Origin of the sequence: Paenarthrobacter sp. AR 02, from assembly GCF_021538675.1 — a bacterium.
Lineage (GTDB): Bacteria > Actinomycetota > Actinomycetes > Actinomycetales > Micrococcaceae > Arthrobacter.
On sequence record NZ_JAJUKH010000003.1, the window covers coordinates 1 to 18017 of the forward strand.

Here is an 18017-nt window from a genome sequence, read left to right on the forward strand (position 1 = left end):
TCCTCAACACCGAGGCCTTGGAAACAGCGCTCCACGACTACATCCACTGGTACAACACCAAAAGAATCTCAACAAAGCTAAAGGGCCTGAGCCCGGTGGAATACCGTGCTCAGACCCTCGCGGCCTAGCATCTATTTAGCGGTCCAACTTTCGGGGACCACTTCACATTTGCTCCGGTCCTTCCGCAATTTAATCCCGACGGCGGCACTCCCTGACGACGTTCAATCCGCCGGGGTGGTGGGTCGTCTTAGCCTTCGCAGTCAGTGCAGTAGGCGACGCCATCCTTTTCGCGGGCAATCTGCGAACGGTGGCGGACCAGGAAACAAGAGTTACACGTGAACTCATCGCTAGCCTGCGGGATGACCTGGATAACCAGCTCTTCGGCGACGATTTCGCCGCCGGGGCCGTTGGCGTCGAGGCCATCGGTTTCGTCCAGTTCAAGCACGACACTCTTGGCCGTGGGAGCGCTGGCGGACTGGAGAGCCTGGAGGGACTGCTCCTGGTTCTCTTTTACATCGGTACGGAGTTCGTCGTAATCGGCTGCCACTTTTTATTGCCTCTTCGTGTAGGGGGTTACCGGGTATGCAACGTACAGCATGCCATGAAAATTCCATACCATACCCCAGTTCTCCAGGTTGTGGCGAAAACCACGTGGTTGACGGCCAAAAAAGCCGTCACCCACGTGGTTTTCAGCGCCGCATTACCGGAGTTCGATCTCCATGGACTGGAAATCGTCCGACGCGTGGCGACCAACCAGGATGCGGAACGTGCCCCGCTCAAACTGCCACCCGCCGTCGTAATGTGCAAACGCCCGGGCGGGGATGCGTATTTCCACGCTGTCGGTTCCGTTCGTGGCGAGATGCGTTCCGGCGTAGCCGGCCAGCCAGCGGACAGGACGTTCGACGGCGGATTCGGTGCGGTCCAGGTAAACCTGCACCACTTCCCGCCCGGTGCGGGTACCGGTGTTCTTGACCGGCACGTGGACCACCACGTCGTTCCCGGCCTGTACTACCTGCGGGGCGTGGGCGGTGCCGAGCTCGAAGGTGGTGTAGCCCAAACCGTAACCGAACGGCAGGGCAGGAGCCGCTCCGCCCTCTGCTTCCTGCTTCAACCACGCCCTGTAACCGATGTGGATTCCTTCGGCGTAGGTAACCTTGCCGTCCACGGGAGTGGTGTTGAGCACGGGGACATCCTCCAGTGCTGCCGGCCACGTGGTGGGCAAGCGTCCGCCCGGCTCTTCGAGGCCCAGGAGAATGTCAGCGATGGCGTTGCCGAACTCCTGGCCGCCAAACCAGCCCAGCAGGACCGCGTCCACGGCGTCGAGCCATGGCATCAGCACCGGCGAGCCGGAATTCACCACCACGACCGTCCGCGGATTGGCTGCCGCGACAGCCTCAACCAATTGGTTCTGGTAGCCGGGGAGGTCAAGGTCCTTCCGGTCGAAGCCCTCCGATTCGATGGCCGCGTTGGTGCCCACCACAACCACGGCGACGTCGGAAGCCCGGGCAGCCGCCACAGCCGCGTCGATCTCGGCCTGGGGGTCCGCGACCACGGTTTCTTCACCCAGCAGGACTGCCGTGAACGGAATGACCTGTTCCTCGGGCAACTGGTATTCGGCCTCAATCCGCACCCTCTGGCCGTGCGTGGTTTCGATGGCGTGGACGGTTTTGGGGGGATCGAACAGCGCCGCGCCAAGGACCTCGGTCTCGTCCTCGAGTTCACCGTTGAAGACCTCCGTTCCGTCCAGGACAAAGCGGATCCGGCCCACAGTCCCGACGCCCAAGTGGTGGATGCCCGCTGTTTCGGCCGTCCAGTCAGCTTCCATGCGAATGGAGGCCGCGCCGTCGGGAATTCCGATGCCGAACCAGATCAGGTGCGAGGCAAGGCGGTCTTCCCCGGAAATTTCCGTGCCGTCCGCCGCGAGGAAACTCACCCGGATGCCGGGCACATCGGACACGGGGTTGTGCAGGGACGTGCGGGGGAATGCCTGGATGCCCTCGGCTACCTTGGCGCCGCGCGCGTAGGTGACCTTCACGCCGTCGGGCAGTGCCCTGCGGAGCCCCTCCAGCGGCGAAACGGTGTACTTGGGCATGACGGTGGCGCTGCCGCCGCCTTGGGTGCGGGCTTCATCGGCGTTGTGGCCGATCACGGCCACGCTGCTGAGCGATGCGGCGTCCAGGGGCAGCAGGCCCTTGTTGCGGACCAGTACCGCGCCGCGGACAGCGACTTCACGGGCGACGGCGGCACCGTCAAGTTGCGCGGGCAGGTCGGTGACTGCGGGCGCGAACCCTTCCAGTGAGCCAACGCGCGCCGCCAGGCGAAGGATGCGGGTGACCTTCTCCACAATGGCGTCCCGGCTAACGTGTCCGTCATTGACGGCAGCCAGAAGCTTGGGTCCCCAGTGGCCTACCGGCCCCGGCATTTCCAGGTCCTGGTGGGCGTTGGCGGCGTCCACGGAGCGCACGCCCGTCCAGTCGGAGACCACGACGCCGTCGAAGCCCCACTCGGTGGACAGCGGTGTTTCCAGCAGTTTGTTTTCGCTGGCCGTGGTTCCGTTGATGGAGTTGTAGGAGCTCATGACCAGCCAGGCGCGGGCCTCGGTGATGGCGTCCTCGAAGGCTGCCAGGTAGAGCTCGCGGAGCGGGCGTTCGTCCACCACGGAGTCCGCAGTGAAGCGGTCGGTTTCGGCCTCGTTGGCCAGGTAGTGCTTGGGCGTCGCACCAACACCCATGGACTGCACGCCGGTCACGTATCCTGCGGCCATGGTGGCGGTGAGCCGGGGGTCCTCGCTCATGCACTCGAAGTGGCGGCCGCCCAGGGGGGAGCGGTGCAGGTTGATGGTGGGGCCCAGTACGGCGTGCACACCCTTGCGTCGGGCCTCCTGGCCCAGGACCTGCCCGTAGCGGCGGGCAGTTTCGACGCTCCAGGTGGCGGACAAAGCGGACGACGACGGGAGGGAGACGGAGTCGTGGCGCTCATCGAAGTCCTCGCCGCGGACGCCTGCAGGGCCGTCGGACATCACGACCCGTGACAGGCCGATCTCCGGGATGTTGTGTGTGGACCACACATCCGCGCCTGTGAGCAGTTGTACCTGCTGCTCCAGGGACAGGCTCCGGGCGATTTCCCGGATCTTGGCTTCCGCGTCCGGGCTTCCGGCTGCGGGGGCGGTGACGGCTGCCGACAGGATGGGGTTCATTTACTTGACTCCTTTGATGCGGGTGACGAGAAGTGCTCCGATGATGCCAACCACGGCACCACCCAGGAACAGGGCGGGATAGCCACCCAGCGCAATGACAGGAAATGCGACGGCGGGGACCAGGGACTGTGGGAGGGCTTGGGCGATGTTGAAGACACCGAAGGTCTTGGCGTTCTCGGATTGGTTTTTGGGCAGGAGGTCCGTGATGAGGGCTACGTCAACGGCGCTGAAGACGCCCAGACCCAGGCCGAGAATGCCCTGCCCAACCAATACCTGGCCGGCTCCGGTGCTGGTGGCGATAACAATGAGGCCACCCATCATGATCAGCGCGGACATGATCACCATGGCCTTCCGCTTGCCGATGCGGTCGCTGATCCAGCCGCCGGCGAGGCTGGTGATGACTGTGCCTGCTGAGCTCACCAGCGTTGCTTGGAACACCAGGCTGGTGACTTGGCTTTCCGCGATGTGCAGGTGGTCCGTGAAGAAGTACGGCAGATACAACAGTCCCGCGCAGTAACCGACGTAGACCATGAACTTGGTCAGCCAGGCCCAGCCCAGTCCGGGGGACGTTTTGGGGTTGAAGTAGAAGGAGCCGAGGATCTCCTTGAAGTTCAACGGAGCCGGCTTCTCAGTGAGGACCCGGTCCTTGAACGTGAAAGCGAAAGCTATTGCCACGGCCGTGCCCACGATTCCCGGGACGACGGCCATCTGCAGGGCGTTGTCGAACATCTGGGCAAAGAAGGCTGCGGCCACGAGGCCGATGGGAAGTGTCATGCCGATGAGCCCGGAGAGGCGCCCGCGCTCGGCGGGGCCGGCCTGGTCGGGAAGTGTGGCTACAAGGGCTGCCAGCGCGGCGTTAAAGCCCAGCTGTGCTACAACCCAGGCAGCCAGGACGGTGCCGACTTCTGCGGCCGAACCCAGCAGGAACAGTGCTGCCAGGCCAACAAGGGAACCGCCGACGATCCAGGGCTTTCGCATGCCGAAGCGGGAAGTTGTCCGATCGCTGAGGCGCCCGAAGAACGGGTTCGCCAGGAGGGCGACTGCCGCTCCGACTCCTGCCACCAGGCTGAGGGCGCCGGCCCTGGTGTCCGGCGTGGTGATTTCTGAAACCTTGATGGCGAGGACCACCAGGGCGGGGGCGAGAACAGCCATCCAGAGGCCGGCGCTCGCAATCGGCATGCCGATGACGTAGGCGCGCGAAGCTGCTCGGGGCGCTTCGTTTGCCCGGGGCGCTTCCGGGGCAGGGTTGGTGCTGGCGGCCGGAGCCTGCTGGGTGATATCGAGGGCCACATTGCCTCCTGTGAATGTGCGACCCACCGTTGGGTCTCTGCAAAGACTGTAGCGATAAAAATCTAGTGTGACTAGGTTTTCATGGAAATGACGGTGAAATAGACTGACGCAATGCCTAATTCGAGGGCCCGCGGCCAGTACGCCAAGGGAGCGGAACGCCGCGAACAGATCATCCAGACAGCAACAGACGTCTTCGCCACGGAAGGCTTTGAAGGTACGGCCCTCAAGCGCGTGGCGGAGCTGGTGGGAGTGAAGGAAGCCACCCTGTTCCACTACTTCAAGGGGAAGCAGGAGCTCCTCACGGCCGTCCTGGCCGAACGAGACCGCCGGTCCCTGGCCGGCAGCGGACAGGAAGACGTTGGTTTGGGCCTCATGGCCACCATTGCAGAGCGCAACCGGCGGGAGCCGGGCCTGACGACGCTCTACGCAGTTGCCTCAGCCACGGCCAATGATCCCGGGCACGATTCCCATGCCTACTTCAAGGAGCGCTATGAGGCGGTAGTGCGGGATATCGCAGCTGACATTGAGCGGCGCCAGGATTCGGGGGACGTCCGTACCGACGTTGACTCGGTGATGTTGGCCAGGCTGACAGTTGCCGCCTTTGACGGCCTGCAGCTCCAGTGGCTCTACGACAAGGATGTCGACATGGCTGACGGACTCCGGCAGCTCATTGACGTTCTCCTGGCGCCGGCTCACCGAACTGAGTAACAGATAAGGCCGTTCTGAGAGCTCAGAACGGCCTTATCTGTTACTTACTTGGGGCGTTGCCCGTGGCGATGCTAGCGGCCGGTGCCGCCGTAAACGGTAGCCTCGGCGTCGCCGTCGAGCTCGAAAGCGTTGTGGATGGCGCGGACGGCGTCATCCAGCGCATCAGCGCTGGTCACGACAGAGATGCGGATCTCCGAGGTGGAAATCATATCGATGTTGATGCCGGCGTCGGAAAGGGCCTTGAAGAACGTGGCCGACACGCCGGGGTGCGAACGCATGCCCGCGCCAATCAGCGAAAGCTTGCCGACGTGCTCGTTGTATTCGATGCTTTCGAAGCCGATCTGGCCCTCGGCGGCACGCAGGGCGGCCAAGGCGTCCGCACCTTCGACTATGGGGAGCGTGAACGAGATGTCCGTACGGCCTGTGCCGTGCGTCGAGACGTTCTGGACGATCATGTCGATGTTCGAGTGCGCATCGGCGATCACCTGGAAGATCGCAGCAGCCTTGCCGGGGATGTCCGGAACGCCCACAACGGTGACCTTGGCTTCGGACCGGTCGTGCGCAACGCCGGAGATGATTGGCTGCTCCAAGGCAACTCCCTCTTGAATCGTGAACTTTTCTTCGGCGCCCGGGATGACCCACGTGCCTTCGTTCTGGCTGAATGACGAACGGACGTGCAGCGGCACACCGAAACGACGTGCATACTCCACGCAACGGAGGTGCAGGATCTTGGCGCCGGAAGCAGCCAACTCCAGCATTTCTTCACTGGAAATACGGTCGATCTTCTGGGCGCTGGTCACTACGCGGGGATCGGCAGTGTAGATGCCGTCCACATCCGTGTAGATTTCGCAAACATCGGCTTCGAGGGCCGCCGCCAGGGCAACGGCAGTGGTGTCCGAGCCGCCCCGGCCCAACGTGGTGATCTCATGGGTAGCGCGGCTCATGCCCTGGAAACCAGCGACGATGGCGATGTGGCCCTTGTCCAGCGCAGTGCGAATGCGGTGGGGGTCGACGTCGATAATCCGCGCCTTGCCGTGGATGCCGTCCGTAATCATGCCGGCCTGAGAGCCTGTGAAGGACTGTGCCGAAGCACCGAACTTGTTGATGGCCATGGCAAGCAGGGCCATGGAAATACGTTCGCCGGCGGACAGGAGCATGTCCATCTCACGGGCCGGAGCGGAGTCCGTGACCTGGCTCGCGAGGTCCAGGAGTTCATCGGTGGTGTCGCCCATCGCGGAGACAACAACCACAACCTCGTTGCCGGCCTTCTGCGCATCCACGACGCGCTGTGCGACCCGCTTGATGCCATCGGCATCGGCAACCGAGGAGCCGCCGAACTTCTGCACGATCAGCTGCTTGGTAATGGCAGCCTCGTTGGAGAGCTCGTCGATCTTCACTTCGGTAGTGGGCATAGTCATGCGCGCACCCTCACTGCATCAATAGGGTTCGAACGCGGCCTGCCAATGTGGCATTGGAACACGCCTGCGTAGCTTATTTCCCCAGTTTATCGCCGCGGGCAGTGCTGGCAGGAATTGTGACCACATGGCGGCCAGGGCTTGTTGGACCAGCAGCATCCGGTGGGCGTCGGGTTGCGGTTCTACTTGGCGGTGGGAGAGGCCCCGAAGTTTTCGGGATAGAGCTCTTTGTAGATCGCAGTTTGGTCTCCGGCGATGCAGGCGCTGTCCATTTCCAGGCCGGAGCCTTTGATGTTTGCGTAGTAGGAGATGAGGTGTCCGCCGTTCTGATTGGCGTAGAGGCGGATGAGTCCCGGGTCTTTGGGGTTGGTTTCGGTGCGGGTGGTGAAGCCTTTGGATTCCCAGAACTTTTTGACGGCGTTGACGGAAGCTTCAAGGTCGACGGGGTCGGGGGTTTGGGTCAGGATGCTGTAATTCACTCCGTCTTGCCCGTCGGGTGTGCTGCAGGAACTGTTGGCAGGTTTGTCCGTGTCGGCCCATTTTTGAGGCCCGATAACTTTCTGGGTTTCGGTTTTGAAAGCGTTGAGGTCTGCGAGGGCTTGTTTGAGTTCTTGGACCTGGGCTTTGACGGTTGCAGGGTCACTGGGGTAATCCCTGGTGGTGGGCGTGCAGCCGCTCAGCGCAATGGCCGCGCAGAACAGTCCGGCGAGTATGCTGCTTGCCCTTACCGGGGCCTCGGGTTCAAAGGGCATGAGCTTCAGCTTTTCCGTAACGACTTCTACCTCGGGGTTCTATTTGCCGGTAGTTGAGGGGCTGGGATGGGAAGGGAGACCGAAGTTTTCGGGATAGAGCTCTTTGTAGATCGCGGTTTGGTCTCCTGCGATGCAGGAGCTGTCCATTTCCAGGCCGGAGCCTTTGATGTTGGCGGTGAAGGATATGAGGTGTCCGCCGTTCTCGTCGGCGTAGAGGCGGATGACTCCTGGGTCCCGTGGGTTGGATTCGACGCGGGTGGTGAAGCCCTGGGATTCCCAAAATGTCTTGACGACGTTGACCGAGGCTTCCAAGTCGAGGGTTTCCATTGTTTGGCTCATGATGCTGTAATTCACGCCTTCTTGCCCGTCTGGTGTGGTGCAGTGCATGTTTCGAGTGCCCTTCAAAGGGCATGAGCTTCACCTTTCCGCAACGTCTTCTACCTGGGAGGTCTATTTGCCAGTATCGGAGGGGCTGGGATTGGACGGGAGGCCGAAGTTTTCGGGATAGAGCTCTTTGTAGATCGCGGTTTGGTCTCCTGCGATGCAGGCGCTGTCCATTTCCAGGCCGGAGCCTTTGATGTTTGCGTAGTAGGACATGAGTTGTCCGCCGTTCTGATCGGCGTAGAGGCGGATGAGGCCTGGGTCTTTGGGGTTGGTTTCAGTGCGGGTGGTGAAGCCTTTGGATTCCCAGAACGTTTTGACGGCGCTGACTGAGGCTTCAAGGTCGACTGGGTCGGGGGTTTGGCTCAGGACGATGTAGTTCACGCCGTCTTCCCCGCCGGACGTGCTGCAGGGGCCATTTCGGAGGCCCTCGTCGACCCATTTTTGGGTCCCAATGACTTGTTGGGTTTCGGTTTTGAAGGCGTGGAGATCCGCGAGGGCTTGTTTGAGTTCTTCGACCTGGGCTTTGACGGTAGCAGGGTCGCTGGGGTCGTTTGGGCCGGTCATCGGTTTCTCCGTGGTGGTGGGGGTGCAGGCGCTCAGCGCCAAGAGCATGCTTAGCAAGCCGGTAAGGACATAGCGGGTCCTGAGACGGGCCTTGGGTTCATAGGACATGAGGTTCACTCTTTCGGACTTGTTCATCGGCCAGCAAATCCGGCCGGCGGCGAGACAGGCCGCGCGCCTGGAAGGGTACGGTCTCCGTGGCCGGTCGTTGTGAGGGCAGCTTCGTACAGGGCGGTGGTTCCTTTGTCCAGGTAGCCGTATCCGTCGCCGTCTTTTCTGTGTACCAGGGTGTTGTGTTCGGTGGTGCCGTGGTAGCGGGTCCCGTCAATCGTGGCTGATTCCGAGGAGAACACTTTCGCATCGAAGGATTCCAGGCGCGGATCCTGGCGCAGGAAGCGGCCCATTTGGGCCAGCCCATCGCCACTGGCGTGGCTGGCATAGACCTGCCCGGGACGCACGTGGAGTTCACCGGCGTTTCGGATCTCCTTTTCGATGCCGGCGGAGCCGAGCATCGTGAAGGAAGCGACGTTCAATTCCGCGGCGGCAAGGGCGTCTGAGGTCACCGTGGTGCCGTAGGAATGAGCCAGCACGTTCAGAGTCTCCGGGGTCCTGTTGCCCAAGCTTTCTCTGACGGCGTTGAAGCCCTGAAGGTCTGTGACGAAGCGGTCGGCGCCGGCGCGGGCGGCATCGCCACTGTTCACGCTCGGAACCGTGGGCGGTTCGTAGTTGATCCATGCCACCACAGCGAAAGACTTATCCCTAGAGAGCAACTTTTGTTGCGCCTGAAGGTTCGCGGCGTTGAACGCCCAGTCGTTAAAACCGCTCTGCGGGGTGATGTTCATACCGGAGACGGCGTAGGTGACGTTGTCAGCCGTGTCCGGGTTGCCAGCAGAGACCTGTGCCTTGGGGGAGCCGTGGGTAAGATCGAATCCGAGCAAAACAGCAACATCCGCGGCCCCGGCGTTCGTCAGGGCCTCACCGATGCCATTGAGGGCCTTTTGCTGCGTTTGCAGCCGTGTCCAAGCAGGGTTGGTCACGGACAGGCCTTGGCTTGCGGGCAGGAATTGAGGCGTTTTGGTGAGTTCGTCTTTGATGCGCTCGTCCTCGGTGGCGAGGCGTATGCGATTGGCCTTGTCCCGGGCAGTGGCGGTGACACCGTTCAGGTTCCCGATGACTCCGGGAAGGGTCTGGATCAGAAAAAGCTGGGCCTCGCCGGGTTCGATTGTCCCGGTGGCGACCGTCTGGCCGAGTCCGGCCCACCACTTGGCGATCATCACAGGGTCCAGCCCTGGTTGCTCGAGCAGCCCCTGAAGCCGTTCCTTGTTGGCTGGGGTGGCCAGCCACGCCTTTAGTTGTGCGGCGTTAAGGGCCCCGATGTCGGTCAAACTCACTTGCCGTGGGGGAGCGTACTGAATGAGAACGCTGTTGAGGATGGTGTCAGCCATGGAGCCGCTGCCAGCTGCTTCAAATGCTGCGGCGATGCGTTCGACCCACCCAGCATCAGCAGTGTTCTCACTGAGCAGCTGCTCGAAACCGGGCACGAAGGTGACGCTGCCGCTGTTCACCCAGGAACAAGCAGCGGTGAAACTACCCCAGGCGTTCCGCACACGTCCGAGTTCACTATTGAGGATGTTTGTGGAAGTTCGGGATTGGGACGCGAAGTCGCGCAGCTTTCCCGGGTCCGCCGCGCTTGTCCCGGCTTCTGATCCACCGGCGAACCTTGCCCGCTCCCTTGGGGAGAATTCTGCTGAAACCGTCGGTGTGGGCAACGGCCATTCCGCGGGCATGGGGTCACTCAACGGACTCAGGAAAGACTGAAATTGTTGTTCACGGATGTCGGCGCGTTGCTGCCAGTCGGCGAGGTTCTTCAGCCGCGACTTCTCCCGCGCGGCCCGCAGCTTTGCTTCCTGGACATCCTCCACCAACGCGGCGAGAACACTGGCAAGGCGGACACGGTCATCAGCCCTGACGGCACAGGCCTGGAGGAACAAGCGGGCGTAGCCCCCTTTGAAATCCTCCATGACACGATCAATGGCTCCCGACAGGAACGCGCCCTCGGAGCGTAGAGCCTCATCCGCGGAATCGGCAGCACTGATTAGAGCATCGGCCGCGCCGTCATCGAAAGCAATCCCCATAACCGAATCCCCCGAACGAATGGTTTATCCATCGAATAGCATAACAGCTCGAGTGGCCTCCATTGACGCGTTCGTGGGGGGCAGTGTTCGGGATCTCACCAGCCTGCGGAGCCGGGTTCACCCTTGAAAGGCCCCACAATGCGCCGAGTGATCCAACCCCCGTAGAAACCGCCAGATTGCGCCGTTACTGGTTCGCCGTCAATTTCGCATGACTCCATACGGCCCGGGTACAGGGCAACCCGTGTTCTGAGAGCCTCGAAACCCTGCGTGGGTTCCGGGTAGGTCCACCCGCCGCGGGATGCGACCACACTGTTTGCCACGACGTCGAAGTAAGCCGCCATCCCCTTGAATTCGCAGAAAGTTCCGCCTTCCACCGGGATCAATACTCCGGCAGGGAACGCCTCGAAGGGCAGGTAGTAGACGGGAGGGTGGCTGGTTTCGAGGACCCTGACCGAATCCACGGTGTCCGCAATGATCCGGCCGCCGAGCCGGACCACAATCCTTTCCGAGCGGTGCTGCACCACCGGAGGCCTTGGATAGTCCCATACCGACTCCTGCCAGCTCAGCGGGGTGACGGGCTGCGGACGCTTGGGGAAACGGGGGAGTTGGGCCATGAACTATGGTCCCACCTTCTTCCGGCATCTCTGTTGATGCGTGACGCCCAGGCGTACCATCCACGTCATGAGGATTGCGTGGTGCCTTGGCCGGCGTTCCTGACCGTTCGGGCAAGCGGGGTGCCGGTGCAAACGAGCCGGAGTACGAGGTCATCGGCGGTGGATTGGTTGACGATCAGCCGCGGGTGACTTCATCCAGCGGTGGTTCGGAACCACCGCCTGCGGCCGTCGTCAAAACTGCCCTGAAACTGGCTTGGCGGGATGCCCGGAATTCGTTGTCCTCCTGGTGGTTTTGGCTGGGCTGCTGTTGCGCCATCGCCTTTGCAGGTGGCGTTGCCGCTGCAATGGTTGCCTGGGTGCAATCGCTCGAAGGGTTCGACTCGGACGTCTTGGGTGCCACCTACGTCTTTATGGCTGGATTCCTGGCCTTGGCCGCCGCGATACTGGGTGTCATCTGTGGCTTCCGGCATGCCTGGTCGAGCATTCTGGTCCGCTTCCTCGCAGCGACCATCCGTGGAGTCGTTTTCGCTGCGCTGTCATGTGTGGTCCTGCTGATCGTGGGTTTCAACACGGGTGGGCCGCCAGCGCTGGCTGGGGCGGCCGCCGTCGTGATTGTCCTGGAGGTGGGACTGTTCGGCCTCATGGGCGGAGGTGCGCGGGCTTGCTTTGCCTCTACCGTTCCGGCGGGCGTCCTGGCTGGGGTGGTGACGATGTTCCTTTGCCTCGGGAATGGCGCGCTCACTCTGTTGCTGCTTGCCGGAACCAGTGAGATGGGCGGCGCCTCAGTGCCCGTGAACGTGGAGAGGGACGACGCGGGGAGGATCACTGCATACGAGTGTGTTGGCAGCCTGCACGAGGTGGAGGTGGTGCATACGGAACGCGTGGCATGGCTTGCGGCATCGAATCCTGCGCTGCTCCTGGGGAGTATTGGAGCCCAGTTTGTGCACCCTGACCATGTCGTCGGATGGATGTTGGCCGGGCTCCAGTACGCCGCCGACGGCCCATCCCGCGAAGTCCCTTGCCTGGACGGAGAATCGAGTGCCGGGCTCGCGCCGCCGGTGCCCGTGGCTTTCGCCGGCTTTGCAGTACAGGCAGCATTTGCTGCGCTGCTCACCATTTCAGGGCGTTGGTTGAAGGCGCGGAGGGCGGGCATTTCCTGACTGCCCAAGGCTCCCCTTGAATTCTGTATCCGGAAAGATCGTTGACTACTTCAACATGGCGAGGAGCGCAGCCGGACAAGTAGTCACCGCCGCAGATGCCACCTACGTGGTGGTGGTCCCGGAACCGAAGCTACAACAGCGCGTTGCGCCTTCCTTCGAATGCCCGGCCCAGCGTGACTTCGTCGGCGTACTCGAGGTCGCCACCCACGGGAAGCCCGGAAGCCAGCCGCGTCACAGCGACCCCAATGGACTTCAACATACGCGCCAGGTAGGTAGCTGTGGCCTCACCCTCGAGGTTGGGGTCGGTGGCGATAATGATCTCCTGGATGGCGCCATCATTCAATCGGGTCAGGAGCTCGCGGATCCGCAACTGCTCCGGACCGATGCCAGCGATCGGATTGATGGCGCCACCCAGCACGTGGTACCGGCCACGGAAGGACCGGGTCCGCTCAACGGCCAGGACGTCCTTGGACTCCTCAACCACGCAGATGACCGACGGGTCCCTGCGCGGATCCCGGCAAATGTTGCAGGTCTCCTGCTCGGTCACGTTGAAGCAGACCGAGCAGAACTTCACCCGTTCCTTAACCGTGGTGATGGCCGTCACCAGACGCTTCATGTCCTCTGGATCAGCCTCCAGGATGTGGAACGCCAGGCGCTGCGCTGATTTGGGGCCCACACCGGGAAGCCGGCCGAGCTCGTCAATCAGCTCCTGAACTGCACCTTCGTACACAATGTCCTCATTTGGTTGAAATCAATGCTGCAATCAGCGGTTGTGCAGGGGAGAACCGTCCAAGGCGCGCTCTTCGATCAGCTTTCCGCCCAGAATACGCTCCACCGCAGCCCGCCCAAAGACCCTCGATTCCTCGATGGTTTCGTCCTCAGGGCTGGGGATGTCCTCCGCAGTCGCCGTGGGGGCTGCCTGGGTCCTGGCCGGCGCCTGGACGCGACCAGCCTGTGCCTCAGGACTGTTGGTCAGTCGCTGGTACAGGCTTTGACGACCGTTGGGACTGCCCGACGCCGGACCCTCCTCGAGCGTGGCAACGGAACCGTGCGCTTCAACCGGCTGCGCAGCCAAGGAAGGCCATGTCGCGGGGGCGCTGCCGGTGGCCTGCGTTGCCGTGGCCTGGGGTGCGGGCCAGCTCGACGCCGGAGCGACGTCCCAGCTCGACCCTGCGGGAGCGTCCGGGCCGGTTGGGTGGCCGTACGTTCCAGCTGCGGCTTCGGGAACCTGGGCCGCGGCGGGCTCGTAGTCAGGGGTGTCCGCTGCGGCGGCAGCGGTCTCTTCCGGGGCTTGCGGCTGCCTGCCCACGTTCGACTCCGTGCCTACTACCCATGTTCCCGGCGCCTTCTCTACTGCCCTGGACCACGGGTCCTCGGAGGTGCCGGAGGGCGCCCCCGGAGTGCTGGGTACCGTGGCTGGTGAAGGCTTGGGCGGGGACGGTTTTCCATCCGAAGTTGCTGCTGCAACCGGGGACGGTGCTGTGCCTGTGCCAGGACGGCCGTATCCGGACGGCGGCTCCCAGTCCGCAGGGGGCTCCTCATCCAGCGGAGGCGCATCCTCGTCGAGGGGCGGGCCCCAATCGTCATCCGGGTAGGAGTAGTCGCCGGCCGAGGTGGAGCTGGTCTGAGCCGCTCCCGGCGTTGAGGGCTGCGGTGCGGGTTCGGGTGGCGACACGGAGGCAACCTGAGACACGGATGTAACCTGCGCCTTAGCTTCGGTTTTCACCGCGGCATCAGCAAGCGCCCTTGGGGGCGAAGCAGGCGCAGCCGGGCTCGTTGGCGTGCGTACGGGTTCCGGCGACGGGGCACTTGGGGAGGCCTCCGACGCGGGAGTATCGGCCGGCGCAAGACCCCAGGCAGAGTCGACCGCTGAGACCCCGGCTGGAGAGGCTCCCGCTGGTGCTGTTGCGTCGGGCGCCGGCGCAACACTTGCTGCTGCACCGCCTGCCGGCGCCGGGGTCTCCCGGCTAGTAGGCGCTTTTGGGTTTGGCTCAGAGCTCGCTGAACTGTTGCCGCCGGCCACCGCGACGATCTGGCAATCAATGCCCAGGGTCTTGTGGATTGCCTGGCGAAGGTTTTCGGAGTGGTCTGCGCGTCCGAAGGCGCCGGCCAAACCGCCGGTAGTGAACGCCAAAGTGAGCAGTTGGCCGTCGAACTGGGCCACCTGGGCGTTGGGCTCCACCAGCGCCCAGGTGCTGCGCTTGATCTTGGTCAACGTCTGGAGGACGTCCGGCCAGGCGCGGCGAAGAGCTTCTACGTCCCCAGCCCCCGACGGAGCCGGTGCCGATTGTGGCGCCGGGGCTTGGGCGGGAGCTGGCGCAGCCTGGGCAGGAGGAGCGGCTTGAGCTGGAGCCGGCGCAGCCTGTGCAGGGGCGGCAGACTGCGCCTGTGTCGATGGTTGAGGTGCGACAGCCTGCGGTGTGCGACCGGCAGTCGACCGTTCCTCCACAGGCCAATCGTTGGTGGAAACCCGTGGCGCCGTGATGGGGTCGCGGTTGACTGCGGCCATGGCCGGCTCAGAAGTTGCAGGAGCCGATGGCTGGGAGGCCAACGGCGCTGCAGGTTCCTGCACAGGGGTCGGTTCCGGCCGGGTGGGCTCCGGAGCCGCAACCACTGGTGCGGGAACGTTCGGTGCTGCTTCCACTGAAGCCACGGCGGCAGGAGGGGCAGCAGCAACAGCCGGCGTTCCGGCGTCGCCCGCGTAGTTCAAGCGACGTTCCACGCGGTCGATGCGCGCAGCGATACCCCGTTCGGTCTGCTCCGAGCTGGGGAGGAGAATTCGAGCGCACAGGAGTTCAAGGTGAAGGCGCGGCGAAGTAGCGCCGGTCATTTCCGTCAGTGCGGTGTTGGTGACGTCTGCCGCGCGGGAAAGTTCCGCTGCGCCAAGGTTGGTGGCCTGGTTGCGCATACGGGCGATCTGGTCGGCGGGCATGCCGCGGAGGATGGCTTGGGCGCTCTCGGGCATCGCCTGAACAATGATCAGGTCGCGGAAGCGTTCCAAAAGGTCTTCGACAAAACGCCGGGGGTCGTGGCCCGTCTGGATGACGCGGTCCACTGCTTTGAAGACCACTGCGGCATCCGAAGCTGCAATGGCATCCACGATGTCGTCCAGCAGGGACGCATGGGTGTAGCCGAGGAGGGCAACAGCGAGCTCGTAGTCCAGGCCGTTCGGCCCGGCGCCGGCCATGAGCTGGTCCAGCACGGAAAGGGTGTCACGGACCGAACCGCCACCAGCGCGGATCACCAGGGAAAGCACCCCGGGAGCAACCGGAACGTTTTCCTGCTGGCAGAGCAGCTCAAGGTACTGCATGAGCGGCTCCGGAGGCACCAGCCGGAAGGGGTAGTGGTGCGTGCGGGAGCGGATGGTGCCGATGACCTTGTCCGGCTCGGTGGTGGCGAAGATGAACTTGATGTGTTCCGGCGGCTCTTCGACGATCTTCAGGAGGGCGTTAAAGCCGGCGGACGTGACCATGTGGGCCTCGTCAATGATGAAGATCTTGTAGCGGTCACGGACCGGGGCGAAGGTTGCCCGCTCGCGGAGGTCGCGGGCGTCGTCCACGCCACCGTGGCTGGCGGCGTCAATCTCAATGACGTCCAGCGACCCGGATCCACCACGGGCCAGTTCGATGCAGCTGGGGCATTTGCCGCAGGGCGTGTCAGTGGGGCCCTCGGCGCAGTTCAGGCAGCGGGCAAGGATGCGCGCTGAGGTGGTCTTGCCACAGCCGCGGGGGCCGGAGAAGAGGTAGGCGTGGTTCACGCGGTTCTTGCGGAGCGCCGTCATCAGCGGCTCTGTGACGTGTTCCTGCCCGATAACGTCCGCGAAAGAGTCGGGCCGGTACCGTCGATAAAGGGCAGTTGTAACAGTCACAAGTGAAACCTACCTATAGGGACTGACATTTAAATAAAAGACCCCTCATGCACCCGCCAGAGCCCATCTACCCTTGCTACCTTCCGGTCCTGGGGGAGTTCAACAGGATGACGCCACATGAGGGGCCGTCGACAAGCTTACCCGAACTCGGGGCGGGGTTCGAATCGGCCATCGACGGCTGTGGATACGGCTCGACGGCGGGTGGCTGGGCTGCGCGGATCTACCGCCAGCCGTTCACCGGCCAGGTCATAAAGGCCGGTTCCTCGTAAGGGTGCGACGCCCGCAAAGCCAGCACAACGCCGTCGAGAATTTCCTCCTCCACCACGCACTCGACCCGAATTTCCGGCACTTGCTGCTCAATCGACACCTCGCCAATGAATGGGCGCGCCCCCGGCAACGGTGTGAAGCGGCCTGTGCCTGGGGAGGTGAAGGCACAGTGTGAATAGTCGCCGATCCGTCCCGCGCCGGCATCACCGATGGCCAGGAGAACTTCCTCAATATGCGTCTCAGGTACGTAAACCACCAGTGCATGAAGCTGGGTCATGCAGACATCTTGTCAGCAACTTCGGCTACAAACAGGTCTCAACCATTGCAAATCCGAGGTTCGCGGCGGACCATGGGTATGTACACCGATTGGGGCAATCTCAAGGTTGTGAGCTGCGGGGCCTGGGGGCGAGGGGCCGGACCCGGTGGCTCAACGATGTACCGCAAGAATGGGCGCGTTGGGGGCGTCCATTTTTCCGTTAAGCGCCACTTTGCCACCCCCTTAGAAAGCCCGCGTTTGGGCCGATTACGCGATGCCGAAATTCTCAGGTACAGTAGTATCTGCTTTCGAATCGGAAGCAAGGAGAATTCGCCTAGCGGCCTATGGCGCACGCCTGGAACGCGTGTTGGGTTAACGCCCTCGGGGGTTCAAATCCCCCATTCTCCGCGTTTGGCCCCAGTCCTTGGACTGGGGCTTTTTGCGTATCCGGGAGTTACCCGGCGTCGGCCTGCTGCTCTGCGTCCAGTTGTTGCGCCGCTGCCACGCGCTCCAGAACTTCCCGGCAGGCCGCCGTCGCCGGGTGAATGCGCCCGGCCGTCCTGGTGGAGGTGAACACGGTTCGCTTCGGCAGCCCCGGGAGGTCCAGCAATTGAACGGTCCGGGTGCGTCCGGTCCAGACGAGGTCGGGCATGAGCGCTACGGCGTTTCCGGATTCAATGAGCCGGATCTGTGCTTGGAGGTCGGCTGTTTCATACCGGACGTCGGGTTCGAAGCCCGCGGAACGGCAGGCCTGCTCCGCCCAATGCCGGGAAGCTGCGCCGCGGGGTTCCATGACCCAGGGCATGGAGGCAGTGTCGGCCAGGGTGGAGACGGCTTCGCCGCCCAGTCCCACCGGGGGAGTGGCAAGCCGAATGGCATCGCTGGTGAGGATGACGCGGTCCAGGCCGCTGTGGTGCGGAGCGGCATGGCCAGGGTACTGCTCGGCAACCACCAGGTCGAAGTCCCGCGCCCAGGTTTCGTACAGGGCCGTTTCGGGTTCGCGTTGGGTCATTTCAACGCGCACCTCCGGGTACTCCTGCCGCATGATGGTGAGGAAATCGGGAAGCAGGGCCAGGGCCGCGGATTGGAAGACTGCCAGGCGGACGGTTCCCGTCACCATTGACAGTGAAGCTGCCAGATCCGTTTCGGCCTTTTCCAAGGTCTCCAGGAGTGCCGCGGTGTGGGCTACGAGGATCTCCGCTTGCGGGGTCAACTGGACCCGGCGCCCGGCTTTACGGAGCAGTTCAACCCCGGCCTCCTTCTCCAGGAGGGTCAGTTGCTGCGACACCGATGAAGGGCTGTATTGCATCGCATCGGCCACCTCGGCGAGCGTCCCGCGGATCTTCAATTCGTGCAGCAAACGGAGCCTGCGGACATCCAGCAACTCTGCCTCCAAATGATCGGGTTGGAT

16 protein-coding genes, 1 tRNA gene and 1 other RNA gene are annotated in these 18017 nt (G+C 63.2%); 4 read left to right on the forward strand and 14 right to left on the reverse strand.

Translation table 11 applies throughout. The features are described 5' to 3' along the window. The coding region (locus LRQ04_RS09285) for an IS3 family transposase (RefSeq protein WP_235520104.1) at positions 1–128 on the forward strand (128 nt) is incomplete at its 5' end. A 119-nt stretch (positions 129–247) separates the two neighbouring features. On the opposite strand, the gene LRQ04_RS09290 is transcribed toward LRQ04_RS09285, so the two are convergent. The 3 genes from LRQ04_RS09290 to LRQ04_RS09300 form a co-directional block, all read right to left on the reverse strand. Next, positions 248–547, reverse strand: a complete 300-nt coding sequence (locus LRQ04_RS09290; RefSeq protein WP_211713967.1) for a DUF4193 domain-containing protein — start codon at positions 545–547, stop codon at positions 248–250. A gap of 153 nt (positions 548–700) precedes the next feature. Continuing rightward, positions 701–3196, reverse strand: coding sequence for a glycoside hydrolase family 3 protein (locus tag LRQ04_RS09295; RefSeq protein WP_235519755.1), 2496 nt, complete (start codon positions 3194–3196; stop codon positions 701–703). Beyond that, positions 3197–4486: an MFS transporter gene (locus tag LRQ04_RS09300; protein ID WP_235519756.1), complete on the reverse strand. Its 1290-nt coding sequence runs from the start codon at positions 4484–4486 to the stop codon at positions 3197–3199. Between the two features lie 111 nt (positions 4487–4597). On the opposite strand from LRQ04_RS09300, the gene LRQ04_RS09305 reads away from it, so the two are divergent. Beyond that, complete coding sequence (locus tag LRQ04_RS09305) at positions 4598–5194, forward strand: TetR/AcrR family transcriptional regulator (RefSeq protein ID WP_235519757.1); 597 nt, start codon at positions 4598–4600, stop codon at positions 5192–5194. 71 nt (positions 5195–5265) lie between these two features. Here the strand turns inward: LRQ04_RS09305 and LRQ04_RS09310 are convergent, their stop codons facing one another. The 6 genes from LRQ04_RS09310 to LRQ04_RS09335 form a co-directional block, all read right to left on the reverse strand. Further along, entirely contained in the window at positions 5266–6612 is a 1347-nt protein-coding gene (locus tag LRQ04_RS09310) for an aspartate kinase (RefSeq protein WP_235519758.1), read from the reverse strand. Positions 6613–6791: 179 nt separating this feature from the next. Next, a complete protein-coding gene (locus tag LRQ04_RS09315) occupies positions 6792–7361 on the reverse strand; it encodes a hypothetical protein (protein ID WP_235519760.1) in 570 nt (189 codons plus the stop codon). A 39-nt stretch (positions 7362–7400) separates the two neighbouring features. After that, a complete protein-coding gene (locus LRQ04_RS09320; RefSeq protein ID WP_235519761.1) occupies positions 7401–7700 on the reverse strand; it encodes a hypothetical protein in 300 nt (99 codons plus the stop codon). Between the two features lie 111 nt (positions 7701–7811). Beyond that, on the reverse strand, positions 7812–8417 hold the full coding sequence (locus LRQ04_RS09325; RefSeq protein WP_235519762.1) for a hypothetical protein: 606 nt from the start codon (positions 8415–8417) through the stop codon (positions 7812–7814). 23 nt (positions 8418–8440) lie between these two features. Beyond that, a complete protein-coding gene (locus tag LRQ04_RS09330) occupies positions 8441–10441 on the reverse strand; it encodes an alpha/beta hydrolase (RefSeq protein ID WP_235519763.1) in 2001 nt (666 codons plus the stop codon). A 95-nt stretch (positions 10442–10536) separates the two neighbouring features. After that, positions 10537–11055, reverse strand: a complete 519-nt coding sequence (locus LRQ04_RS09335; RefSeq protein ID WP_235519764.1) for a DUF427 domain-containing protein — start codon at positions 11053–11055, stop codon at positions 10537–10539. Positions 11056–11141: 86 nt separating this feature from the next. On the opposite strand from LRQ04_RS09335, the gene LRQ04_RS09340 reads away from it, so the two are divergent. Continuing rightward, positions 11142–12215, forward strand: a complete 1074-nt coding sequence (locus LRQ04_RS09340) for a hypothetical protein (protein ID WP_235519766.1) — start codon at positions 11142–11144, stop codon at positions 12213–12215. Between the two features lie 130 nt (positions 12216–12345). Here LRQ04_RS09340 and recR read toward each other — a convergent pair whose 3' ends face one another. The 4 genes from recR to LRQ04_RS09360 form a co-directional block, all read right to left on the reverse strand. Beyond that, positions 12346–12945 (reverse strand): recombination mediator RecR, encoded by a 600-nt coding sequence (gene recR / locus LRQ04_RS09345; RefSeq protein WP_144661436.1) that lies wholly within the window; start codon positions 12943–12945, stop codon positions 12346–12348. 33 nt (positions 12946–12978) lie between these two features. After that, positions 12979–16083 carry a DNA polymerase III subunit gamma and tau gene (locus LRQ04_RS09350; protein WP_235519768.1) on the reverse strand — a complete coding sequence of 1035 codons (3105 nt, stop codon included), beginning with the start codon at positions 16081–16083 and terminating at the stop codon, positions 12979–12981. A gap of 33 nt (positions 16084–16116) precedes the next feature. Continuing rightward, positions 16117–16213: signal recognition particle sRNA small type (gene ffs / locus LRQ04_RS09355), an RNA gene on the reverse strand. A 90-nt stretch (positions 16214–16303) separates the two neighbouring features. Beyond that, positions 16304–16627 (reverse strand): hypothetical protein, encoded by a 324-nt coding sequence (locus tag LRQ04_RS09360; protein WP_235519769.1) that lies wholly within the window; start codon positions 16625–16627, stop codon positions 16304–16306. Positions 16628–16929: 302 nt separating this feature from the next. Here LRQ04_RS09360 and LRQ04_RS09365 point away from each other — a divergent pair. After that, positions 16930–17014 (forward strand) — tRNA-Ser (locus tag LRQ04_RS09365). Positions 17015–17060: 46 nt separating this feature from the next. On the opposite strand, the gene LRQ04_RS09370 is transcribed toward LRQ04_RS09365, so the two are convergent. Next, on the reverse strand, positions 17061–17990 hold the full coding sequence (locus tag LRQ04_RS09370; protein WP_235520105.1) for a LysR substrate-binding domain-containing protein: 930 nt from the start codon (positions 17988–17990) through the stop codon (positions 17061–17063). Positions 17991–18017: the final 27 nt, after the last annotated feature.